At 68.4% G+C, this 22,756-nt stretch carries 17 protein-coding genes; 2 read left to right on the top strand and 15 right to left on the bottom strand.

The window, feature by feature from the left end:
* Positions 1 to 19: 19 nt before the first annotated feature.
* The 15 genes from ACOZ38_RS28020 to ACOZ38_RS27950 form a co-directional block, all read right to left on the bottom strand.
* Positions 20 to 1,525, bottom strand: a complete 1,506-nt coding sequence (locus ACOZ38_RS28020) for an aldehyde dehydrogenase family protein (RefSeq protein ID WP_424534153.1) — start codon at positions 1,523 to 1,525, stop codon at positions 20 to 22.
* An 80-nt stretch (positions 1,526 to 1,605) separates the two neighbouring features.
* On the bottom strand, positions 1,606 to 2,952 hold the full coding sequence (locus ACOZ38_RS28015) for an ArgE/DapE family deacylase (protein ID WP_424534152.1): 1,347 nt from the start codon (positions 2,950 to 2,952) through the stop codon (positions 1,606 to 1,608).
* On the bottom strand, positions 2,945 to 3,982 hold the full coding sequence (locus ACOZ38_RS28010) for a branched-chain amino acid ABC transporter permease (RefSeq protein WP_424534151.1): 1,038 nt from the start codon (positions 3,980 to 3,982) through the stop codon (positions 2,945 to 2,947). Before ACOZ38_RS28010 ends, ACOZ38_RS28015 begins: the two co-directional genes overlap by 8 nt.
* Entirely contained in the window at positions 3,979 to 4,848 is an 870-nt protein-coding gene (locus tag ACOZ38_RS28005; protein WP_424534150.1) for a branched-chain amino acid ABC transporter permease, read from the bottom strand. The genes ACOZ38_RS28010 and ACOZ38_RS28005 overlap by 4 nt, the downstream gene beginning before the upstream one ends.
* Entirely contained in the window at positions 4,841 to 5,617 is a 777-nt protein-coding gene (locus ACOZ38_RS28000) for an ABC transporter ATP-binding protein (protein WP_424534149.1), read from the bottom strand. Before ACOZ38_RS28000 ends, ACOZ38_RS28005 begins: the two co-directional genes overlap by 8 nt.
* On the bottom strand, positions 5,614 to 6,354 hold the full coding sequence (locus tag ACOZ38_RS27995; protein WP_424534148.1) for an ABC transporter ATP-binding protein: 741 nt from the start codon (positions 6,352 to 6,354) through the stop codon (positions 5,614 to 5,616). Before ACOZ38_RS27995 ends, ACOZ38_RS28000 begins: the two co-directional genes overlap by 4 nt.
* A 10-nt stretch (positions 6,355 to 6,364) precedes the next feature.
* Positions 6,365 to 7,651: an ABC transporter substrate-binding protein gene (locus ACOZ38_RS27990; RefSeq protein WP_424534147.1), complete on the bottom strand. Its 1,287-nt coding sequence runs from the start codon at positions 7,649 to 7,651 to the stop codon at positions 6,365 to 6,367.
* Positions 7,652 to 7,801: 150 nt separating this feature from the next.
* Positions 7,802 to 9,226: an APC family permease gene (locus ACOZ38_RS27985; protein ID WP_424534146.1), complete on the bottom strand. Its 1,425-nt coding sequence runs from the start codon at positions 9,224 to 9,226 to the stop codon at positions 7,802 to 7,804.
* A 70-nt stretch (positions 9,227 to 9,296) separates the two neighbouring features.
* On the bottom strand, positions 9,297 to 10,460 hold the full coding sequence (locus ACOZ38_RS27980; RefSeq protein ID WP_424534145.1) for a M20 metallopeptidase family protein: 1,164 nt from the start codon (positions 10,458 to 10,460) through the stop codon (positions 9,297 to 9,299).
* 184 nt (positions 10,461 to 10,644) lie between these two features.
* Positions 10,645 to 11,787: an NAD(P)/FAD-dependent oxidoreductase gene (locus ACOZ38_RS27975; RefSeq protein ID WP_424534144.1), complete on the bottom strand. Its 1,143-nt coding sequence runs from the start codon at positions 11,785 to 11,787 to the stop codon at positions 10,645 to 10,647.
* 83 nt (positions 11,788 to 11,870) lie between these two features.
* Entirely contained in the window at positions 11,871 to 13,223 is a 1,353-nt protein-coding gene (locus ACOZ38_RS27970) for a glutamine synthetase family protein (RefSeq protein WP_424534143.1), read from the bottom strand.
* Between the two features lie 20 nt (positions 13,224 to 13,243).
* Entirely contained in the window at positions 13,244 to 14,296 is a 1,053-nt protein-coding gene (locus ACOZ38_RS27965; protein WP_424534142.1) for an amidohydrolase family protein, read from the bottom strand.
* Between the two features lie 448 nt (positions 14,297 to 14,744).
* Positions 14,745 to 15,572 (bottom strand): MurR/RpiR family transcriptional regulator, encoded by an 828-nt coding sequence (locus ACOZ38_RS27960; protein WP_424534141.1) that lies wholly within the window; start codon positions 15,570 to 15,572, stop codon positions 14,745 to 14,747.
* A 283-nt stretch (positions 15,573 to 15,855) separates the two neighbouring features.
* Positions 15,856 to 17,010 (bottom strand): Glu/Leu/Phe/Val family dehydrogenase, encoded by a 1,155-nt coding sequence (locus ACOZ38_RS27955; RefSeq protein ID WP_424534140.1) that lies wholly within the window; start codon positions 17,008 to 17,010, stop codon positions 15,856 to 15,858.
* Positions 17,007 to 19,943 (bottom strand): FAD-binding and (Fe-S)-binding domain-containing protein, encoded by a 2,937-nt coding sequence (locus tag ACOZ38_RS27950; RefSeq protein ID WP_424534139.1) that lies wholly within the window; start codon positions 19,941 to 19,943, stop codon positions 17,007 to 17,009. Before ACOZ38_RS27950 ends, ACOZ38_RS27955 begins: the two co-directional genes overlap by 4 nt.
* 151 nt (positions 19,944 to 20,094) lie before the next feature.
* Here ACOZ38_RS27950 and ACOZ38_RS27945 point away from each other — a divergent pair, with 151 nt between their 5' ends.
* Both ACOZ38_RS27945 and ACOZ38_RS27940 read left to right on the top strand, forming a co-directional pair.
* A complete protein-coding gene (locus ACOZ38_RS27945) occupies positions 20,095 to 21,003 on the top strand; it encodes a LysR family transcriptional regulator (protein ID WP_424534138.1) in 909 nt (302 codons plus the stop codon).
* Between the two features lie 451 nt (positions 21,004 to 21,454).
* Positions 21,455 to 22,645 carry an MFS transporter gene (locus ACOZ38_RS27940; RefSeq protein ID WP_424534137.1) on the top strand — a complete coding sequence of 397 codons (1,191 nt, stop codon included), beginning with the start codon at positions 21,455 to 21,457 and terminating at the stop codon, positions 22,643 to 22,645.
* Positions 22,646 to 22,756: the final 111 nt, after the last annotated feature.

The following is a 22,756-nucleotide window of genomic DNA, read 5'->3' as shown; positions in this document are numbered from 1 at the left end:
TTCATCGTTCCTCTCGGCCTCAGCTGAACTCGACGCCCTGGGCGAGTGGCAGTTCGGTGGAGTAGTTGATCGTGTTGGTGGCGCGTCGCATGTAGGAGCGCCACGCGTCCGAGCCCGATTCGCGCCCACCGCCGGTGTCCTTCTCACCGCCGAACGCCCCGCCGATCTCGGCACCGGACGGGCCGATGTTGACGTTCGCGATGCCGCAGTCCGAACCGGCCGCCGACATGAACGTCTCGGCCTCCCGCACGTCGAGGGTGAAGATCGACGACGACAGCCCCTGAGTCACCGCGTTGTGCAGGCCGATGGCCTCGTCGAGGTCGCTGTAGCCGAGCACGTAAAGGATCGGCGCGAACGTCTCGTCCTGCACGATCTCGGTCTGCTCGGGCATGTCGACGATCGCCGGGCGCACGTACCGTCCGCCGATGACACTGTCGGCACGGGTGCCTCCGGTGACCAGTGTCCCGCCGTCGGCCTGCGCCCGCTTGATCGCCCGCAGGAAGGCGGTCTCGGCGGCTTCGTCGATCAGCGGCCCGACGAGCGTGGACGTCTCCAGCGGGGAGCCGATCGGCAACGTCTCGTACGCCGCCTTGAGCCGCGACACGAGGTCGGCGCGGATCGACTCGTGCACGATGATCCGCCGCAGCGATGTGCAGCGCTGCCCGGCGGTGCCGACGGCTGAGAACACGATGCCGCGCACGGTGAGGTCGAGGTCGGCCGAGGGAGCGACGATCGCCGCGTTGTTACCGCCGAGCTCCAGCAGAGTACGCCCCAGGCGGGCGGCCACGCGCGGGGCGACCTCCTTGCCCATCCGGGTCGAACCGGTGGCCGAAACGAGCGGGATCCTGGGGTCGTCGACGAGCGCCTCACCGATCTCACGATCACCGAGCAGCACCTGTGAGAGGCCGTCCGGCGCGCCGGCCCGCCGGGCCGCCTCTTCGACCAGCGCCTGACACGCCAGTGCGGTGAGCAGCGTCTTCTCCGACGGCTTCCACACCACCGCGTCCCCGCACACGAAGGCCAGCGCGCTGTTCCACGACCACACGGCGACGGGGAAGTTGAACGCCGAGATGACGCCGACCACCCCGAGCGGGTGCCACTGCTCCATCATCCGGTGCCCGGGGCGCTCGGTCGCGATCGTCAGCCCGTGCAACTGACGGGACAGGCCGACCGCGAGGTCGCAGATGTCGATCATCTCCTGCACCTCGCCCAGCCCCTCGGACACGATCTTCCCTGCCTCGATCGTGACGAGCGCCCCGAGGTCGTGCTTGTGCTCGCGCAGCAGTTCACCGAGCTCACGCACCAGGCGCCCGCGCACCGGGGCCGGAACCGCGCGCCACAGCTCGAACGCCTCCTGCGCTCGCCCGATCACGGCCCCGGCCTCCTGCGGAGTGTGGGCGCGCAGTCGGCCGATCACGACGCCGTCGATCGGCGAACGGGCGACCAGTTCGCCGTTCTCGTCGAAGGGGTTCCCCACGCCGAGGCGTTCGAGGATCTCGCGAGCCCGCGTGCTGATGTCTGTCACCGGAGTGTCCTTTCACCCTGGGGAGGTGTGATCCAAGCATGGTTTGCTGAGTGTTCTGGGAGACGCGCGATTGACGCGCCCTAGGCGTGTTGGTCGTCGGCGATCCCGCAGAAGTCCAGCGCGGTCAGCGCGTAGGTCTTCGTCGCGGTGATCAGTTGGTGGATGGGCACGTACTCGTTCTCGGCGTGTGCCGTCTTCGCGGCGCCGGGGCCGTAGATGATGCCGTCGATTCCCTGGGCCGCGGTCCACGTGATGTCGCACACCCCGAAGAATCCTTCACGCTTCGGCGGGGCCGCGTACTCGACCCCTCCGAGCGCGTCGATGTGAGCGTTGCTTACCGACGCCTCAAGCCCGTGGTTGGCCGGGGTGGTGTACGGCGGCCAGTCGAGCTTCCACTCGAACTTGGGTCGGTGTTCGCGCAGCCACGTGTCGGCGGCGCAGGCGAGCCTGACGGTCTCCTCGATCTCGGCCCTGACCTCGTCGTTGCTGCGGTCGGGGTGATGGAGTACGCAGTAGTCCACCGTAAGGATGTCGGCGAGCAGGAAGGGAACGTCGATCCCTTTGGGGTTGGCCTTGAGGACGCCGGGGAGGAGGCTGAAATGCCCCGGGGCGAAAAGCGGGTGCCGGTCGCGCAGGGCCCAGGTGTTCTCAAGCTCACGCAGCGCGTGGTAGATCAGCCAGTACTTGTCGACGGTGTTGACGCCCAGACGTTCACCGTCGAGGGTCGGGTGGATGGACGAGCCGCGCCATCCCGGATGCGCGGTCTTGCCGGTGATGGTGATGGAGAACCATAGAAGGCCGGGGGTGCTGGAGACTAGGCTGGGCAGTCCGTCGGTCGGGTTGGTCGGCTCGCAGAGCAGGACGGCGTCTCCCGTGTATCCGGCGTTGAGAACGGCGCTGGTTCCCGCGTTGTGATCGCCCACCTCTTCGCCGACCACGGCATGGAGCACGAGGTCGCCCTCGAGGGTGACGCCCGCCCTGGCGAGCGCGAGCGCCGCGTACGCGGCCGCGACGGTTCCGCCCTTCATGTCGGTCGCTCCGCGACCGAGGACGGCCGTGTCGGTGATCTGTCCCGAGAACGCCGGCGCATCCCACAGGTTCGGCTGGAGCGCGGGGACGACGTCGACATGTCCGTTGAGGACGAGCGACCTTCCACCGCCTGCCCCGCGAACGCGACCGCAGGCGTTGTCGCGCCTGGCCTCCTCGGCGACTATCTCGGTCTCGGCGCCCGCTTCGCGGTAGAGGTCGGCGATGAGGGCGCTGACGTCCGACTCAGCGCCGACGATCTTGTCGTAGTCCTGTCCGGGGTACTTCGGGTTGACCGATGGGATCTTGATGGCGTCGGAGACCGACCGCACGAGGCGTGGCGCGAGTTCGTCGACGGCGTCCAGGACGGCCTTCTTCACGTCACGGCGGTTTTCAGGCATGTTCGACACTCCTCTGTGGGCTCTGGCTCGGGCTACTGGTCGATGGTGTTGTGTCCGGACGGCCGGAGTTCGTGAGACGTCCGCGTAGGACGGCGACGCCCCGGGCGAGCGCAGCGCTGATTCCGCCCGGCGCGAAGATCAGTACGGCGATCGTTCCGGCGGCGAAGACGACGGGACTCCAGGCGTCCAGACCGGTGAGCCGGTGGTCGACAAGGGTGATGACGACGGCTCCGATGACCGGGCCCCAGATCTGTTTTGTGCCGCCCAGGAAGATCATGCTCAACCCCAGGGTCACGAGCCCGAAGCCGAAGAGGCTGACGTCGGCGACCCTGAAGTACGCGACGTACATCGCGCCAGTGAAGCCGGCCATGGCACCGGAGATCACGAAGGCGATGAACTGCTGGCGGAGCCGGTTGACCCCTCGGCTCTGCGCGAGCTGTTCGTTGTCCCGCAGTGCCACGAGGCTGTGGCCGAACGGACTCGCCATGATGAGTTCGAGGACGATGAGCATGACGGCGACAGCGGCTCCGAGCATCCAGAGGTACCCGAGGCCGCCGAACTGCGCGAGGCTCTGTCCGGCGATCGTCATGGCCGGAACCCCGGGCAGCCCGTTGGAGCCGCCGGTGAGGTCGGGGAGCGCCAGGACCAGGTGGTAGCTGATCTGGACGAACACGAAGGTGATGAGGGCGATGTAGATGCCCCGCATCCGAATGACGGGCAGGTAGGTCAGCCCGCCGACGACCGCCCCGACCAAGACGGCGAAGGCGAGGGCGGGGATCGAAGCCCACTGCCATTTGAGCGTCGCGATCGCCATCGCGTAGCCGCCGATCCCGAACATTCCGGCGTGGGCGAAGTTGAAGATTCCGCCGAATCCCAGGGTCAGGTTCCAGCTCGCCGCGAGCAGCGCGTAGATGAGCGCGGTGGAGACGAGCAGCCGGCTCGACGGCGCGACGAAGACGTACGGGATCACGAAGGCTATGGCGAGATATCCGGCCCAGCGGATGAGGCGGGAAGGAACGTACTTCGTCATGAGCCTCTCCTGACGAGTCCCTCGGGGCGGACGAGCATCACGACGACCAGCAGCACGAAGACGGCCACCGGGCTCCACTGAAGACCGATCCAGTAGCTCGTCGACGCCTCGATGAACCCGATCGCGTAGGCGCCCACGAGGGTGCCCATGAGCGTGGCCGTCCCTCCGAAGACCAGGACGACGAAGGCGATGAGCAGGGGACCGCTGCCCTTGGCCGGGGTCAGCGTGGTGGTGGTCGCGAACACGAGGGCTCCCACCGTGGCGAGTGCCGCCGAGGCCGCGAAGACGGACAGGTAAACCCGGCCGGGCTTGATGCCGAGCAGCATCGCCATGTCGCGGTTCTGGGCGACGGCGCGGATGCTCGCGCCCCATTCGGTCCGGTTCACCGCGAGCATGAGGCCGCCGACGAGGCCGATGGCGAGGAGGAATGCGAGGACGGTGGTCCAGCGGACGGCGACACCGGCGATGTCGAAAGTCGCGGTGGTCACCGGCTGCACCTGCTTGTTCTCCGGGCCCCAGACGAGTTGGGCGGCGCCTTCGGCGAGGCCGGCGAGGGCCAGCGTGGCGACCATCACCATCAGAGTCCCGTCGGGACGCGACACGAGCGGTCGCACCACGACCAGTTCGACGAGCGCGCCGAGACCCGCCATGGCGACGGTCGCGAGGAGAACGGCGAGCAGGAGGGGCAGCCCGGCTTTCGACGACAGCGTCCAGATGAGATACCCGCCGATGATCAGCATCGCGCCATGGGCGTAGTTGAACACCTGTAGCGTCGACCAGATCAGGGACATCCCGGCGGTGAGGAGCGAGTACATCGACCCGAGCAGGAGGGTCGACACGAGAACCGGAACCAGTCCGTCAAGCATGGCCGTCCTCCTCGTCCAGGCTCACCGCGAGGGCGGTGGGGGCGCGTGCTCCGCCGACGAACATGGCCATCATCTGCTCCTGGGTCGGCTTCTCTTCCGTGGTGCCGCGTCCGACGGTCCGCCCCAGCTCGACGACGTGCCAGGTGTCCGCGAGACTGAAGAGGAAGTCGACGTCACCGTCCGCGACGAGAAGCGAAAGGCCGGTCGCGCGGACGTCGAGCAGGGTCCGCAGGATCTCGTGCCGCACCTTGGGCGCGAGGCCGAGCGTTGGCTCGTCGAGGATGAGGATGCTCGGGTTGGCCATGATGCCCATCGCGATCGCGAGCATCTGCCGCTCTCCACCGGACATCGCCCCGACGGGTTGGCCACGGCGTTCGGTGAGCCTGGGGAACAGACCGAGGACCAGGTCGAGGTTGGTGCTCCTCACCGGCCTGGCCCGTCGAAGCCGACCGGCGAGCTTCAGGCTCTCGTCAACGGTGAGCCGCGGGAACAGGGTGCACCCCTGGGGCACGTGCATGAGGCCCCGCTCGACGATCGCCGGTGTGCCGAGCCTGTCGATCCGTTCGCCGTCGAGTTCCACGGTGCCCCCGGTCAGCGGCCCCAGCCCGGTGATCGCGTGCAGGAGTGTCGTCTTTCCGTGCCCGTTCGGCCCCAGGAGCGCGAGGGCCTCCCCACGCCCGACCGACAGGGAGATGCCGTTGACGACCTGTACCTTGCCGTAACCGGCCGTTACATTCGTCACCGAGAGTCGTGCGATGTCCGCGCTCATTGGTTCGGCTCCCCCAGATAGGCGTCGATGACACGGGGGTCGGACAGGACGTCGTCCGGGCTGCCAACCACGAGGACCTCGCCGGCGACCATGACGATCATTCGATTCGCCACGCGCCGCAGCAAGCGCAGGACGTGTTCGATGATGACGAACGTCGTCCCGTCGGCGTTCAAGGTCTCAACCAGGGTCGCGAGATCGTCCTGATCATCTGTGTCGAGGCCCCCGGCGGGCTCGTCCAGCATGAGGACCTTCGAGTCTCCGACCAGGGCCCCGGCGATCATCAGCTTCTTCCTGGCCAGGACGGACAGGTCGCCGCCTCGCAGGTGCGCGCTGTGCAGGAGCCCGACCCGTTCGAGCGCGTGGAGCGCCACCGAGCGAGAGTTCCGGCGACCGTTGAGATAGTGCGCCGCGAGGCGGACGTTCTCCAAGGCCGTCAGTTCCGGGAAGACCTGGTCGGCCTGGAAGGTACGGCGCAGGCCAAGGCGGGCGATCTTGTGCGCGGGGAGTCGTTCGATGTGACGTCCGGCGTACGCGATCCGGCCGCTGGAGGCGTTGAACGGCACACCGGTGATCAGATTGAACAGCGTGCTCTTACCGGCGCCGTTCGGACCGGCGATACCGAGTACTTCGCCCTCGGTGAGGTCGAAGGTGACATCGTGTACGGCTCGATAGCTTCCGAATGTCCGGCAGGCCTGTCGGACACTCAGAAGCACGCGCTGGTTGGTCGTCGCGGTCATCGGGGGATGCTCACTTGAACCAGTCGGGCAGCTCGAACGCGCCGTGGGCGTACTCGGCGGGGCCGAGAAGGACGTCGTGGCGGTTCTGGATCTGGAAGAACTGTAACGGGAGGCCGTGGGTGTCGTCGGCGATCGCGAGGTGGGTGGCCTGGTCGAACCGGATGGTTCCCATCGCCGTGTCGCGCATCTCGATGCCGCCGACGGCCTTGCCGACCGCCACCTTGTCGAACGGGTCGCCCGTGGATTCGACGGCCTTCGCCCACAGCTTGACCTGCTCGAAGCTCATGACTCCGTACAGGCCGGGGTCGGTGCCGTAAGCGTCGTTGAACTTCTTCACGAAGTCGCGGCCCGGTGCGTACCTGTCGGAGACGATGGCGCCGACAGGGAGGTTGTACAGCACGCCGTCGGCGCCCTTGCCGGCCAGCTCCTTGAACTCGGGCACGCTCGGCGCGTACTGAGAGAACAGCAGCGAGCCGGTCGGGTTGTCGCGAAACTGGGTCAGGAACTTGACGGCGTTGGCGGTCAGGTAGTCGAGGTTGACGATGACCGACGGGTCGGCGCCGTGGATCTTGCCGATCTGCGGGGTCCAGTCGTTGACCTCTCCGTACGGGACGACATCGGGCCCGACGACCTTCCACCCCTTGGCCTTGAAGTTCTTCACCAGGCCGTCGGAGATGTCGTTGGAGTAGGGGTTGTCGCTGGAGATGAGGTAGACGGTCTTGTTACGGGGTTGGAACGTGCCATCCTGGCTCCACGTCTCCAACCGGTTCGGCAGGTCGGTCTTGTACGCCTCGAAGCTGGGGGCCGTGGACCAGACTCCCGGATATTTGCCCGGGTTCTTGGTGATGATCTCTGCGGTCTGCGTGCTCCCGCCGCCGATGAGGTACGGCATCCCGGCCTCGGCGAGCAGGTCTATCTCGAAGTTGGTGGTGCTGGCGTAGCCGGTGATGACGGCGCCGACCTCGCTGTCCGCGGTGAGCCGCGAGACGGCGGACGCGACGGCGTCGGACTTGAGGTCCTTGACATCGACCGCCTCAAGGGTGATCTCGCGCCCGGCGACTCCTCCGCCCTCGGCGTTGAGCTCTTTGATGGCCAGCTCGGCACCCTGTCGCATGAGCTTGCCGTCGGCGGCCGCCGCTCCGGTAAGGGGAGCGAGCAGGCCGAGCTTGACCGGCCCGTCGTTCTTCGTGCTTTGCGGACCGCCCGGCAGGGGGGCCGAGCACGCGGCGAGCGCGAGGCTTCCGGCGACCGCGATTGCGGCGGCTCCGAGTCGAATCGGATGGAACTTGATCGACATTACGTCTCCAAGGACTCGAGCGAATGTGCCCAAGTAACGCACATTTCAAAACATCTATCAATGGCTAATTTGGAAATTTTCTGTTCATGGAGTCGTCGTCCGGGTCCGGTCCCGGACGGGACCGGGACACGGCGGCGCGCGTTCGGCGACTCAGGTTTGTTCGGCCGACGTGACGGCCCCGGGCGTGCGGGTGGTCAGCAAGCCGTGGAGGAATCCCCCCACCGCCAACGGGATGACGCTCCACTTCAGCACGTCGGCCAGGACGGTCTCCCCGGCCAGCAGGGTGAAGTTGGACCAGATGAGCCACAGGGCGGCGAGCAGTGCGACTAGGGCGATCCCGGGCGCGATCAGCCCCACCCAGACCGACACTCCGGCTCGCCGGAGGAACAGCATCGCGGCGGCGCAGGTCGTCGCCATCAGCGCCACGATCGCCATGGTCGCGAAGCCACCCGCGACCGCGCCCAGCTTGAGGTAGGGGTCGGTACCGGTGACGAGGCACGCCACGATCACACCCACCATGAGCAGCATCTGCACGGTCGCCGCGAGGTACGGGGTCTGGTACCTGTGGTGCGTGCGTCCCAGTGCCCGGGGGAGCAGCCTGTCGCGCCCGAACGCGAACAGGTAGCGCGAGGCCATGTTGTGCACCGCCATCGACACGGCGACCAGGCTGGCCAGCAGGAGCCAGTTGATCACATGTTCGGCCCACGGCCCCAGTAACTTCACCGCCGCGCCGCTCAGGAAGGTGCCCGGTGAGTCCAGGGCCGTGCCGACGACGCCTCCGCGCGGATAGACCGAAATTACCGCCCACGCGACCAGCGCGTAGAGGATCGCGATGACCCAGACCGCGGCGTACGTCGCCTTCCCGACGGTGCGTTCCGGGTTGCGGGCCTCCTCGCCGAACACTGCGGTGGCCTCGAAACCCACGAAGCTGAGAAGGGCGAAGGTGAACGCGACCCCGATATTTCCCGAGAAGGCGTCCGAGACGATGAGGGACTTGTCGGTCGACGGGTCCAGAAGCGCCCCGGCCACCACGAGGACGAGGATGCCCACTTCGAGGCAGAGGAGACAGCCCATGATCACGGTGTTCAGCTCGATGCCACGAATGCCCACCAGCCAAGCGAAGATGAGGATGGCCGCGCTGATCAGCGTCCACGGCACGTCGATCGAGAGTTCATCGCGGAAGACCTGATTACCGAAATATCCGGCATAGGCGATCGGGACGAGCATGATGACGTTGTAGGCGCACACGGCGAGCCACCCGGCGGCAACGCCCGCCGGTCTGCCGAGACCCGCCGAGATGTAGGAGTAGAAGGCACCCGCGTTCGTGATCCGGTGACTCATGGCGACGAACGGCACCGCGAACAACGTCAGCACGACCCCGGACACGATGAAGGCGAGCGGCGCGCCGGCCCCGTTTCCCAGCCCCACGATGAGGGGCATGTTGCCGGCGACGGCGGTCAGCGGTGCCTGGAACGCCATGACCAGGAAGACCAGGGCGGAGACGCCCATGATGCCCGGCCGGAGGGATCCACCAGCGGGGGCGGCGTGTTTCTGTGAACGATTGGCGTCAACCATTGCTGTCCTATCGAGGTCCGAGGTCGGGGGTAGCCGAGGGCAGGAGGGGGTGCTCTCTCGGGACGGTTGATCAGGTCGGCGTGAACGCCGTACAGGCGGCCAGGTAACCGGCGGCCAGCGCCAGGGCCGTGTGATCGACCGCCTCGTCCGAAGCGAGGAAGTCGGCGCTGTGGAGTTTTCCCGAGCCGGCGCCGGTGCCGACGAACATCATCAGGGAGGGGAATCGCTGCGCGTAGTGGGCGAAGTCGTCCGCTCCGCACGAGCGAAGATCATTCGAGTGCGACAGCCCGAACCTTTCGAGGTTCGCGGCGGCGGCTTTCGCCAGCCTTGGATCGTTGTGGAGAGCCGGTTCGCCGAGGTCGAGGTGGACCTCGCTCTTGCAGCCGACCGATTCGGCCACCCCGGAGGCCACGGTTTTGAGGCGGCGGTGCAGCAACTCCCGCTGTGTGAGGTCGAACGACCGCAGGGTGCCGCGGGCGACCGCGTGATCCGGCCGGACGTTGGGAGATGAGCCCGCCCGGATCTCCCCGATGCTCACCACCGCCGGTAACATCGGGTCGATGTCACGGGCAACCAGTTGCTGGGCCGCGGTGATGAAGAGCGAGAGCGCCAGGACCGGGTCGGGCCCGAGGTGCGGGTAGGCGGCGTGACCCCCGACACCCAGCATCCGCACGGTGAATTCGTCGGCCGAGGCGTTCACGGTGCCGGGTGTGCTGGCCACCTCACCCGAGGCGAGGAGCGGTTGCACGTGCGCTCCGATCATCGCGCGGACCTGATGGCGCTCCAGAGCGCGCGAGCCCAGGATGTCCATGGCGCCGGAGGGGGCGGTCTCCTCTCTCGGCTGTAGAACCAACAGCAGGGGGATCGGCGCGCCCACTCGATGGACCGCCCTCGCCAGAGCTATACCGGCGCTCAGGTGCACATCGTGCCCGCAGGCGTGCATCGCCCCGTTTCCAGCCGCCCATTCGACGAGGGTCCGCTCAGTGACGGGTAGGGCGTCCAGCTCGGTGCGGACCGCGACGCAGGCGTCCTCGCCACCGACGCGAATGATCGCACCCGAACCGGCGACCTCCTCGACCCGCAGACCGGCCGGCATCTGCTCGATGACGGTTCTCGTCGTCGCGTGTTCGTGTCCGGACAGATCGGGGCGCGCATGGATGTACCGGCGGATCTCGCGCGCGGCGGCGAACTCATCACGCAGAGCGGCTTCCAGCTGCTGGCTGAGCGCTCTCATGAATATCTCTCACCTTCGGTCATCGAACGGAATGCTCCGTAGCTAAATTTACAATCCATCAAAATAATGATTGATTTGAAAGTTTCGTTTCAGTCAAGCGGCATGGGGGCAGACGGCGACCCGAAAGGCACCTCCGGTCGGGCCGTAGCCGGTGACCGATCGCGAGGATCGGCGCCGGGTTACGTCAGCCCGCCACCGGATCCAGCGCGTTGGCCCACGCCGGAGGGGTCTTCCCGTCGAGCAGACAGGCGACGGCCGAGCGCGCCGCGACCGGGCCGACCAGATTTCCCGTGCCGTTGTAACCGCCGATCGCGACCATGCCCTCCTCCACCCGTGCGCACAGCGGCCGATCGTCCGGGGTGCATCCGACCGACGCCCCCCACCAGTGCTCCACCTGGACGGCACCGCCCGCCATCCGTCGCGCGACGTTCTCGATGTGGCGCTGCACGGTCTCGGTGGGCTCGGAGTCGTGGGTCCACTCCTCGTCGATGAAACGGTCGCGGCCACCCCCGACGTAAAGCCGGCCGTCGGGCAGTTGCTGCGCGTAGTCGTAACCCCAGCGGGCGTAGACCGGACAGGGCAGCCGGTGCGATGGGATCGGGGCGGAACTCAGCATCTGGAGCCGCGCCGTTCGCACGTGAGTATGCAGCGCGGGCACGAGCTTCTCCAACCGGCCGTCAACGGCCACCACGATGAACCGTGCTTTGATCACACCCCGCTCTGTCGCGACCGAGCCGCTGCGGACGGACGTCACCGGGGTGTGCTCGTGCAGCGACGCGCGACGCCCGAGAGACGTGGCCAGCCTGGTGGCTCTCACCGCCGGGTTCATGGCCGCGTCGTCGGGAAGGAACAGGCCGATGCCAAGGGGCCCGTCATACTCCTCCACAGCGATTCCATGCTCACGCATCGACGCGGCCTGGGCCGCGCAGTCGGCCACCTCGGCCTCTCGATCCGCCGCCTCCGCCTCGTCGGCGGGCTCGCCCGGCAGACCGGCGAGCCGGATGGAGCCCACCCGGCGGATCACGGAGGGGCCGAGCAGCGTGTACAGACGGTCGAGCTCCTCCAGCGTGTCACGGTAGAGGTCGACGGCGGCCGGGCCCCAGCGGTCGACAGCCCGATGGAGCGCCAGCGCCGGTCCTCCCAGCAGGAAACCCCCGTTGCGTCCGGCCGCGCCGGCCGCCACCCGACCGGCGTCGACCCCGACGATCGAGAGACCACGATCGAGGAACGCCTCGATCGCGGCCAGCCCGGAGGCGCCCAAGCCCACCACGCAGGCGTCGGCGGTGACATCGCCCGCCAAGGGCGCGAACCCTTCCCATCCGGCCACAGCCGTGTCCCAGCCCACTGACATGTCCTGCGTACCCTTCCGTCGTAGCCTGTGGCATCCGTACCGACTCCGGCCGAGGCCGGTCAGTACCGGAAGCGATCCTCGATGGCCAGCTCATGAACGTCCCGCGTGGCCGCCGACCGCGCGGCCCGCTCCCGGACGGCGACCAGCGCGCCGTGCAGGGTGCCGCCCAGTACGGATCTCGCCAGTTCACTGCCGGCGAACAGCTCGGTCGCGCGCGCCAGGTCTTCGGGAAGCCTGGTGACCCTGTGCTTGTCGCGCTCGACCTCGCTGAGGCCCGCCGGGTCTGACTGGACGGGCGCGGGAAGCTCAAGCCGCCGTTCGATGCCCCGCATCCCGGAGGCGAGGAGCAGCGCGGTGGCGAGATAGGGATTGGCCGCCCCGTCGACGGTCTTGACCTCCAGGTTCGCCGCGGTTCGCCGAACGCTGACGGTCCCCGGGATGAACCGCAGGGCGGCCTCACGGTTCTCCACGCCCCAGCAAGCGAAGGCTCCCGACCAGTGATTCGGCTTGAGGCGCTCGTAGCTGGCGGCGGTCGGCGCGAGAACGGCGAGAAGGCGAGGCAGTTCCTCAAGGATGCCCGCGGTGAACGCGGCGCCGTCCGCGCGCATGCCGGGTTCTGTGGTGCCGTCGTCCTGCATCAGGTTCTCGCCATCTCGCCAGACGCTCACGTGCATGTGCGCGCCGTTCCCGGCGGCGCCCGGATTCACCACCGGGGCGAAGCTGACGTCGAGCGCATGACGGTGAGCCACCTGTCTGGCGATGTACCGGAGCAGCACCACCTCGTCGGCGGCCGCCAGCGGGTCGCGTGGCGCGATGGCGACCTCGAACTGTCCCGGCGAGTACTCGGGGTGCACCTGCTCGACGTCGATCCCCGCGCCGTCGAGCGCCTCGACGAGCGCGAGCGCGAAGTCCTCCAGCGGGAGCAGCGCCCGCGCGCTGTGCGCGGGGCCCGAATGGGCCGGTGCCCCGTCCCGGTTCAGCAGCGTCATCTCTGACTCGAACACGGTACGGAACTCGAAACCCATGCTCCGGGCGTTCTCCACGACCGATCGAAGGACGCTACGTTGACACCCGGCGCTGATCTCCAGGCTCTGCTCGTACTGGATGGCGGGCACCCAGGCGTATCCGGGTGACGACGGCAGGGGACGCGCGGCGGTGATGTCGGGGAACAACCGCAGGTCGCCGCTGGGCGAGTCGTAGGGCGGGACGGCGGCGAACTGATCGTCACTGCCGGCGACGGCCCACAGCGTGGACATTCCGACGCCGCCCGTCGCGGCACTCTCGAAACGTCGCAGGGGGATCACCTTCACGCGGGTGACACCGGCGTTGTCCACCACGGTCATCACGACGAGGCGGGTGCCCGCGTCCCTCAGCCGCGCGTGTGCCTCGGCCACGTCCTGCGGAGAGAACACGCGTGTCGTGTGTGCCGCGCTCACAACGCGATCCCGTGAAGCCGCTTGGTGTTTCCGCCGAGGACGTCCATGCCGATGCGGGTCGCGTGCTTCTCGTCCAGGTATCCATGACGAATCGCCCGTTGCAGCACCCGTTCGAGGGCCTCCCGCGCCAGGATCGACGACAACCAGATCACCTCCGGTTCGCTGGCCTCGTCCGAGCCGTACATCACCTTGGCCGGTGGGGCGATGCCCAACATCAGCTCCAGGCGATTGTCCACGGAGATCGAGGACCACGGCGTCGACAGGGACGTGTCCAGATAGACGTGCGGAAGGACCGAGGCTATGTACGCCGCCTCCTCGATCCACGGCCACCCCGAGTGAATCAGGACGATCGGCTGACCCAGGTGCTGGCTCAGCAGCGGAAATATGTCGGCCGGGCGCGAATGCGCGAGGACGATCGCCGGATCGCCCCCGCCGCAGTGCACGTGAACGGGAACGCCCCCGGCCGACGAGGCGACCGCCAGCGCGCGGCGCAGCAGCATGTCCCGCACCGGTTTGGAGTTCTCACGCGACTCGGCCCAGTCGGCGGCGCGCCACGCCTGGAACGCGCTCTCCACGTCGCCGCCGCTCCACGAGGAGACGTCCAGCCCGCTCCGATAGGCGATGATCGACTTGAAGGCGACGGCTCCCTCCGCGATCGCCTGTTCGGCCCGGGCGGCGAACGCGTCTTCGAGCTCGGCGAAGCCGTTCGCCTGGTCGCGCAGTTCGGTGATCCATGATTCGAGGCGCGCGACCCGGCTGATCGGCAGGCCCGTTTCGTCGGACATGGTGTCCTGGTCGACCATCGGCTGCGGATAGCCGTCCTCGACGAGCAGATGCTCCACGCCCGCCTCGTCCCACAGCCTGCGCAGGTAGGACGCGTCGTTCAGGGCCGCCGCACGGGCCTCGGCCAGCGAGGCGCGTGCGGGGCCGCAGTTCAGGACCTTGCTCAGCCTCAACGTCATGGCGACGGCGATCGGCGAGGTGTCGGTCGTCCGCCGCAGGAGGTCGGGAAAGGAGCTGTGGTGCAGGCCCGAGCTCGTCAGGCACATGCCCAGCATGGTGATACGATCTAGGAACCCGTGTTGATCGCGTTGTCGTATGTCGTCCATGCGGAAGCCATGACAGTGGACATCGACCACTCGTGCTTCATCCAACAGCGTCACGTGTACATCCTTTGAAGACTGGTCGCGCTTGTGTCCGATCCGGCGCGATCCGATGGACTTGGTGGCCGACGGTACCTACGCAGTGGTCGTTCGGCGGTTGATTCACGCCCGGCGTGACTGTGGCTTGGCCGCGTTCACTGACTGTGCGCGACCCTCGAGGTGTGAACGAATAATTTCACCCAAGAGGTTTACGGTCAAGCAAGAACGAAAAAATTCTTCTGGGTGAGTCTTTCCGGCCGCTATGGGTGCGGTGAACAGGTCGTACAGGCTGCCGACCAGGCGTCTGAGGCGACGCCGACGCGGTCGCGCGGATTCGAGGACGTACGGGGCCCGCCTACGTCGCGGACTCCGTCGACACCTGTTCGATCAGGTGCATACGGGCCTGGGCGTCCTCGCCGAGACGAGCCAGGGCGGCAGCCGCCAGCGCCTCCACCAACGCGATCGCGGGCACCAGGCTGTCGTACGGGGAACCGATGTCCGTACTCAGGGGAAGAACGACATCGGCGAACTCGGCGACGGGCGACAACCACACGTCGGTGATCAGAACGATCTTGGAATCCCGCTGATGGGCTTTCCGCGCGAAGTCGACGACGTCGTCCTGGTAGCGCCTGAAGTCGAGCACGAAGACCACGTCACGGCGGCCGAGCTCGACGAGGGCCACGCCGGCCTCGTCCCGCTGAGCGCTCAGCAGCTGGGTGTCCGGGCGCATCGTCCGCAGGTGCAGGATGAGGTATTCGGCGACAAGACGGGACCAGCGGCCTCCGATCGCGTTGACCCGCAGCCTCGGGTCGGCGGTCAGGTCGATCGCCAGGCCGAACTCGCTCGACGGCAGAGCCGCGAACCCCTCGGCGAGAAGCTTCTGACCGGCCCGCGAGACCTTGCTGAGCAGACGCGACGCCGGGGTGTCGGCCGTGTAGACGGAGGGCAACGTCATCGGATTGGCCCCGCGAGCGTTGATCTCGTCGCGCAGGACCTGCTGAAACTCCTTGTATCCACCGAAACCGAGGCGCGACACGTAGCGGGTCACGGTCGGGGCGCTGACCCCGGCGCGTTCGGCGAGCTTCACCGCGGGCTCCATGCCCGCCATCGGGTAGTCACTCAGTATGGCCCGCGCCACTCGCCGCTCCGCGGCGGAGACCTCACTCATGGTCCGATGTATCATCTCGGCGACGGATCGCGCCGCATCGCCGGACGATGATGTGCCATCCAGTTCGTGGACTTCCACCAAGACCTCGATTCGTGTGCCTCACCCGGATTCTAGTGCGACACACCTGGCGCCTACTGAGGTTGAAGCTCGGGAGCCAGATCATCGACGGTGAAGTATGGCCGTTGGATGACCGTGGGCGGCGCCCGCCGCGTCGGTCGGCATGCTGAACGGTTCCGGGTCGCCGTGGCCCGGCCACCCACGACCGGATGTCCTGCGAGGGCACCGGCCGGAGGGGTCGTCATCGGCTTCCCGTGGGGATCCGGCCCTTGCTCCGCATCGCCGCCACGACGCGATCCTGGGCGAGTTTGCGCCCGGCGGCGTGCGGGGTGAGGGACAGTCGGCGCGCCTCCTCCAGCACTCCGAGGGTGTTGGCGCGGAGTCTGTCGGAAATCGCGGAGAATACGGCGCCGGAGTCCGGCCGGAACCCCGAGTAGCGAGCGTCCATCGCGAACGCGGCCGCGATCACCCCTCCGGCGTTGGCAATGAAGTCGGGGATGACGGTGACGCCGCGCTCGGAGAGGACGGTCTGGGCCGCCGGTGAGGTGGGTAGATTCGCCCCCTCGACGACGAGGCTCGCCTTGACCTTCTGGGCAGTGCCCTCGTCGATCACGTCCTGTACCGCCGCCGGGACGAGGACGTCGCAGTCGAGGAGCAGTTCCTGTCCGGCCGGAAGGAGGGTGACGCCGTCCAGCCGCGTCACGAAGGCGTCGCCGTGCTCTTCGCGGGCACGGTCCAGCGTGGCGACGTCCAGGCCGACCGGGTCGTACACGGCGCCGTGCGCGGTGGAGACGGCGACGACGACGGCGCCGAGGGCGCTGAAGCGCTGAGCGGCGGCCCGGCCGACGGCGCCGTAGCCCTGGATGGCGACGCGGGCGCCGTTGAGGGGGCGTCCCATGTGCTCGGCGGCGGCGTCAGCGGCCTCGGTGACGCCGAAACCGGTGACGCCGAGCTGGTCGTAGGCGATCCCACCGAGGTGGTCGGGGGTGCCGACCGCGGCTCCCCGGTCGCCGAGTTCGTCTTGGACGATGGCCGCGTCGTCCTCGGTGAGGCCCATGTCGAGACCGAGCACGTATTCGCGGGGAACCTCGTTGTGCAGCATGCGAATGAAGGCCCGCAGGATGGCCTCCTTGTCCGGCGAGGCGGGGTCGGCCGCGATTCCGGCCTTGGCGCCACCGTAGAAGAGGTCGGCACCGGCCCACTTCCACGTCATGTTCCGGGCGAGCCGGGCGACTTCCGTCACGGTGACGGAGGGAGCCATCCGGGTACCGCCCTTGCCCACCCCACGGGCGGTGTTGTCGATGACCAGCACGCCTTTCATGCCTGTGCGGCGGTGGGAGACGACGACGATCTTCTCGGGGCCCCACTCGTCGACGATTTCGAGTGCGTCGGTCATGACGTGCATTCCTCCGATGGCAGGTGGTGGTCGGGGGTGCCGGGCAGGGCCCGGGCGATGAGCTCGGCCAGGTGGACGCCGGTGCGGTCGGTCGCCTGGTCGATCTGGGTGCGGCAGCTGAAGCCGTCGGCGAGGATGAAGGTGTCCGGTGGCGCCTGGCGGACGGCGGGGAGCAGCACCTGTTCGCCGACCCTCCGCGACACCTGGTAGTGGCCCTTCTCGAAACCGAAGTTCCCGGCCAGGCCGCAACATCCGGAGTCGAGGACTCGGTTGTCCACCCCGAGTGCGGAGATCAGCGCGGTGTCCGCGCCGAACCCGGAGGTGGCGTGCTGGTGGCAGTGGGTCTGGGAGATGGCGGAGACCTCGACTCTCGGGGGGTCCCAGCCCGGCGTCCTTTCCATGAGCAACTCGGCGAACGTCACGGTCAGCGCCGACAGGCCGCGGGCGAGGGGGGCTCCGTCCAGCAGCTCGGGCAGGTCCTGCTTCAGCGTCGCCGTACAGCTGGGCTCAAGCCCCACGATCGGCACGCCCTCGGCCACGCTCGCCCGCAGCGCGCGGGCCGTACGGACGGCGATCCGGCGGGCGACGCCCAGTTGGCCGGTGCTTATCCAGGTCAGGCCGCAGCACTGCGTTCCCCGGGGCACCCGGACGCGGTATCCGGCGTCCTCCAGGACCCGGACACCGGCCCGCAGGACTCGGGGGCTGAAGTGGTTGTTGAACGAGTCCACCCACAGTGTCACCGGGCCGCGTTCGCCGGTCCCGGCGGGAGAGCGGGCGCGGAACCAGGACAGGAACGTCCGGTCGGCGAATCGGGGAATCTCCCGCTCCACCGCGATGCCACCGGCTCGTTTGATCAGCGGGGCCAGCCGGGACGAGGTGACGGCGTTGACCGCCCCCGGCATCCGGGCGGCGACCCGGGAGAGCAGCGGCAGCCAGCCCATCGAGTAGTGCGACGCGGGCCGTAGCCTGCGCCGGTAGTGGTTGTACAGGAACTCCGACTTATAGCTCGCGATGTCGACACCGACCGGGCAGTCAACGCTGCACCCCTTGCAGGAGAGGCAGAGGTCGAGGACATCGCGCACCTCGGTGGAGCGCCATCCGCCGGTGATGACCTCGCCCTGGGTCATCTCGTAAAGCACCCGGGCCCGGCCCCGAGTGGAGTCCTTCTCGTCGCGGGTGACCCGGTAACTGGGGCACATCACCCCGCCGTGCGGGGCGGCGGACCGGCATTTGCCAACCCCGACGCACCGACGGGTCGCCTTGGCAAAGTCCCCGCCGTCGGCGAGGAAGGGGAGCCTGGTCACCAGGGGGAGCGCCGGGCGGTCCGGGCTGACGCGCAGGTTCCCGTCCAGGGGCAGCGGGTGCACGATCATGCCCGGGTTGAGCCCGTTGTCCGGGTCCCACACGTGCTTGAAGTGTTCGAACATCCGTATGACCTCGGGCCCGTACATTATGGGAAGCAGTTCCGACCGCGCCTGGCCGTCGCCGTGCTCGCCCGAGAGCGAGCCGCCATGGGCCGTGACGAGCCTGGCGGCGTCGGTGAGAAACGCGCGGAAGGTGCCCACTCCGTGGTCGGTGGTGAAGTCGAAGTTGATCCGCGTGTGCAGGCAGCCCTCGCCGAAGTGCCCGTAGACGGCGCCGGAGAGCCCGTACCGCTCGAACAGGGCCCGCAGCCCGCGCAGGTAGGCGCCGAGCCGGTCGGGCGGAACGGCGGCGTCCTCCCAGCCCGGCCACGCCTCCGATCCGTCGGGCAGCCGGGTGGCGAGGCCGACGCCGTCCTCGCGGATCCGCCACAGACTCCTCGCCCGTCCAGGGTCGGCGACGACTTCGACACCGGTGAAGCCCTTGGCGGAATGGGCGGCGGTGACCAGCGCGGATCCGGCGGCGGGCAGCTCATCCGTCGGACCGGCGAGCTCGGCGAAGAGCCAGGCCCGCCCGTCCGGCAGGGTCTCGATCGTCGCCCGGGTCTCCGGCCGCGTCACGATGTCGGTGAGCGCCTGGTCCACGCACTCCAGCGCCACCAGGCCCCGCTGCCGGAGCAGTTCCGGGACCGCGTCGGCCGCGTCGCAGGCGTCGGTGAAACCGAGGACCACCAGCGAGCGGTCCCGCGGCGCGTGGACCAGCCGGAGCTTCGCCGACAGCACGACCGCGCAGGTGCCCTCGGCGCCGACGAGGACCCGGGCGAGGTTGAAGCGGTTCTCCGGCAGCAGTTGCTCAAGCGCGTAGCCCGAGACCTGTCGCGGGAAGCGACCGAGCCGCGTGCGCAGCAGTTCCAGGTTGGCCTGGGCGAGTTTGTGCAGCCGTCCGATGAGCGCGCCACGCTCGCCCCCCTCGGCGGCGGCCCGGTCGATCTCCTCACGGGTCATCTCCCCGACGGTCATCACGGTGCCGCGATAGGTCACGACCTCAAGCTCCAGAACGTTCTCCGCCGTACGGCCCCAGGCGAGCGAGTGAGAGCCGCAGGCGTTGTTACCGATCATCCCGCCGAGGGTGCAACGGCTGTGCGTCGAGGGGTCGGGGCCGAAGAGGAGCCCGTGCGGGGCCGCGGCGGCCTGCAGGTCGTCCAGCACGATGCCCGGCTCCACGGTGGCCTGACGGGCCGACGGGTCGAGTTCCAGAAGCCTGTTGTAGAAGCGCGAGAAGTCCAGCACGACGCCGGAGCCCACGGCCTGCCCGGAGGTACTGGTGCCCGCGCCCCGGCAGGTGATCGAGAGCCCGAGTTCGCGGCAGGCGGCCACGGCGTTGATCACCTGTTGCCGGGTGCGGGGGAAGACGACGGCGCGCGGCACCCGCCGGTAGTTGGAGGCGTCCGCCGAATACTGAGCCAGCCGACCGGGATCGGTCGCGACCTCGCCGCAGTCCGCCCGGCGCAGCGAGTGGGCGAGCTCGGCAGGTTCCGAGGGAGAGCCGGCGTGCTTGATCGAGATGGTCACGTCCCGTTTCCTTCGCCTGGTCGGGGGGTGCAGAGCCAACCATGCGGGGTTCGACGCCGTCGTGCCAAGAGTAAGCAGAATGCTAATATTTTAAGCTGAGGGCTAGTATTGCTTATGCTTCCCCTGACGTGAGGCGAGCAGGGGGCGGGACGTGTACAAGCTGCATCATCTGCTGACCTTCCAGGTCGTCCACCGGACGGGCTCGTTCGCGACAGCCGCGCGGGAGCTCGGGTACACCGCGTCGGCGGTGTCGCAGCAGATCGCCGCCTTGGAGAAGGAGGCCGGCCTGACGCTTTTCGAGCGTGAGGCGCACGGCATCCGGGCGACGACGGTGGCGCACCGCCTCGCCGAGCTGACCCGGGGGATGCTCGCCGACGTCGACGAGTTCGACTACCAGGTGCGACGGCTCGCCACGGGGTTGAGCGGACGACTCCGGGTGGGCAGCTTCACCACGGCGAGCGTCCGCCTGGTGCCCGCCGCGCTGTCCGACCTCCGGCGCCGCCGCCCCGGCGTCGAGATCACCCTGGACGACGGCGAACCGGAGACGCTGCTCGACTCGCTCGTCGACGGCGGCCTCGACATCGCGCTGGTCTACGAGTACGGGCTGAGCCCCCGGCAGTGGCCCCCCGGGGTCAGGACGCTCGCCCTGGTCAGGGAAGACCTGCTACTGCTCCGCCCGTCCGGTGAGACAGGACCGCCCAGCCTGTCGCGGCTGGCCGACCGCCTGTGGATCACCAGCCGGGAGGGCACGGCCGGGGACCTCTCGCTGGCCCGGCTATGCGCGTTCGCCGCCTTCACCCCCACGATCGCCTTCCGCAGCAACGACTACGACGTCGTACGCGAGCTGGTCGCCCACATGGGCGGCGTCGCGGTCGTGCCCGCGCTCGGCCATGTGCCCGACGAGCGCATATCCGCTGTGCCGCTGCGGTCGCACACCGCCGCCTACCGCACCGTGCTGGCGATCCACCGGGAGGGCAATGCGAACCCGGTGCTCGGCGACTTCCTAGCGGCCCTGCGCCAAGCGGTCCCCCGGGACGCCGACCACCTGCTCGCGCTGTGATCCCAGCCGAGGGCCCGCCGGGTCGAGCGGCGGTCGCCAGGCTGAACTCTGACTTGTCCTGTGGGGTCGTGTGTTCAGTGTGCGCCGGGCGGCGCGCTCAGGGTCTACGGCCCAGGGAAAGTACGGCGTGGCCTGGCCGTTTCCAGCAGGGACATGGGAGGGGCCACCGCGGCGATGGTGTTCTCGGCGGCCCGATAAGATGGCGGAAGAACATGTGGGTTGTGAGCTTCTTCAGGAAGCACTGCGTGCGGGCCACGGCTCCGCATGCGTAATCGGCAGCGCTGATCAGCTAGCCGCAAAGTCCTCGGAATGCGCCACCGTGGCCGGGTGAGGTGCATGAGATCACTCACCGAGACCCGCTGCCCAGTTCGCGCGGGAGGTCGCTATGCCCGGCAATGTTGCCGAGCCACCAGCGCCGCAGCCAGTAACACCTCGGAAGCACCGCCAGGCAATGTTGGCTGCCCTCAGGGTGCCGAACTTCCGCCGCTATGTGTCCGGGCAGGCGCTTAGCCTCATTGGCACGTGGGTGGAGACGGTTGCCCAAGCGCTGCTCGTGCTGCGTCTGAGCCACTCCGGCACGATTCTTGGATTGATCACCTCCGTCAGGTATGCGCCGATCCTGTTGCTGTCGCCGTACGCGGGGCTGCTGATCGACCGCTGCAGCAAACGCCACCTGCTGCTCGCCACCCAGGCGGGTCTCGGCCTCGTTTCTGCCGTCCTTGGTGTGAGCGTCCTGGCCGGGGAAATCCGGCTGTGGCAGGTGGTGGTCCTGGCGGTGGCGTTCGGCATTCTGAGCGCAGTCGACAACCCGGCGCGGCTGGCATTCGTCCATGAGGTGGTCGGCCGCCCTCTGGTCCGTAACGCGGTGACGCTGAACAGCATTTCGGTGAACGTCGCCCGAGTCATCGGACCTGCGATTGCGGCGGGCTTGGTCAGCACTGTCGGCATCGGCTGGTGCTTCGTGGTGAACGCAGCGAGTTTCGGCTGCGTCATCGCCTCGCTGCTCCGCCTTGACGCCAGCAGCCTGCATCCTGTCCCGACGGTGTCACGCGCCCGCGGCCAACTGCGCGCGGGCCTGCGCTACGCCGCCAGCGTGCCTGCGATCAGCCGCCCACTGTTGATGATGGCGCTGGTCGGCACTTTCACCTTTGAGTTCGAGGTAAGCCTGCCGCTCTTGGCTCGTTCTACGTTTCATGGAGCCGAGACCGACTACAGTTGGCTGATCGGCGCCCTGGGTGCCGGGGCAGTGGCGGGGGGTCTTGCCGCTGCCTGGTCATCCTGGACGGGCGTGCGGCGGCTTACCAGGATCGCCTTCTATTACGCGATCGCTGTCGGCCTCGTAGCCGCGGCTCCCACCCTGCCGCTCGCGGTGGCGGCTTGCGTCCTGGTCGGCGCAGCCAGCATCGCCTTTCTCACCACTGGCAACTCTACTGTCCAGCTCGAATCCGATCCCGCCTTTCGCGGCCGGATCACTGCACTCTGGTCTATGGCGCTCGTCGGTAGCACGCCAATCGGATCCCCGATCGTCGGTGCCCTTTCCGACGTGGCCAGTCCGCGGTACGCGCTAGCTCTCGGCGCCGTCGCCTGCTTGGCCGCCGTAGCCATCGGTACGTGGCCGGGTGGCGATCGTCAGGTGAAGTGAAGCCATCGGGCCGGCCTGGCGACTGCTCAACCCCGGTCAGCAGGCGTTGCTGGTGCGGTCTACCTGCGCAAGGGCGAGACGTTCACAGAGCTCGGGGCTGGGTCGACCGGC

The organism is Sphaerisporangium viridialbum (genome assembly GCF_049674955.1).
GTDB lineage: Bacteria > Actinomycetota > Actinomycetes > Streptosporangiales > Streptosporangiaceae > Sphaerisporangium > Sphaerisporangium viridialbum.
Note: the sequence above shows the minus strand (reverse complement) of the source record. Positions and strands in the feature narration are given on the sequence as shown.

Coding starts and splice junctions, on each gene's coding strand:
- ACOZ38_RS28015 (WP_424534152.1), bottom strand. CDS start 2,952: ATGCCTGAAAACCGCCGTGACGTGAAGAAGGCCGTCCTGGACGCCGTC.
- ACOZ38_RS28010 (WP_424534151.1), bottom strand. CDS start 3,982: ATGACGAAGTACGTTCCTTCCCGCCTCATCCGCTGGGCCGGATATCTC.
- ACOZ38_RS28005 (WP_424534150.1), bottom strand. CDS start 4,848: ATGCTTGACGGACTGGTTCCGGTTCTCGTGTCGACCCTCCTGCTCGGG.
- ACOZ38_RS28000 (WP_424534149.1), bottom strand. CDS start 5,617: ATGAGCGCGGACATCGCACGACTCTCGGTGACGAATGTAACGGCCGGT.
- ACOZ38_RS27995 (WP_424534148.1), bottom strand. CDS start 6,354: ATGACCGCGACGACCAACCAGCGCGTGCTTCTGAGTGTCCGACAGGCC.
- ACOZ38_RS27990 (WP_424534147.1), bottom strand. CDS start 7,651: ATGTCGATCAAGTTCCATCCGATTCGACTCGGAGCCGCCGCAATCGCG.
- ACOZ38_RS27985 (WP_424534146.1), bottom strand. CDS start 9,226: ATGGTTGACGCCAATCGTTCACAGAAACACGCCGCCCCCGCTGGTGGA.
- ACOZ38_RS27980 (WP_424534145.1), bottom strand. CDS start 10,460: ATGAGAGCGCTCAGCCAGCAGCTGGAAGCCGCTCTGCGTGATGAGTTC.
- ACOZ38_RS27965 (WP_424534142.1), bottom strand. CDS start 14,296: ATGTGCCTGACGAGCTCGGGCCTGCACCACAGCTCCTTTCCCGACCTC.
- ACOZ38_RS27960 (WP_424534141.1), bottom strand. CDS start 15,572: ATGATACATCGGACCATGAGTGAGGTCTCCGCCGCGGAGCGGCGAGTG.
- ACOZ38_RS27955 (WP_424534140.1), bottom strand. CDS start 17,010: ATGACCGACGCACTCGAAATCGTCGACGAGTGGGGCCCCGAGAAGATC.
- ACOZ38_RS27940 (WP_424534137.1), top strand. CDS start 21,455: ATGTTGGCTGCCCTCAGGGTGCCGAACTTCCGCCGCTATGTGTCCGGG.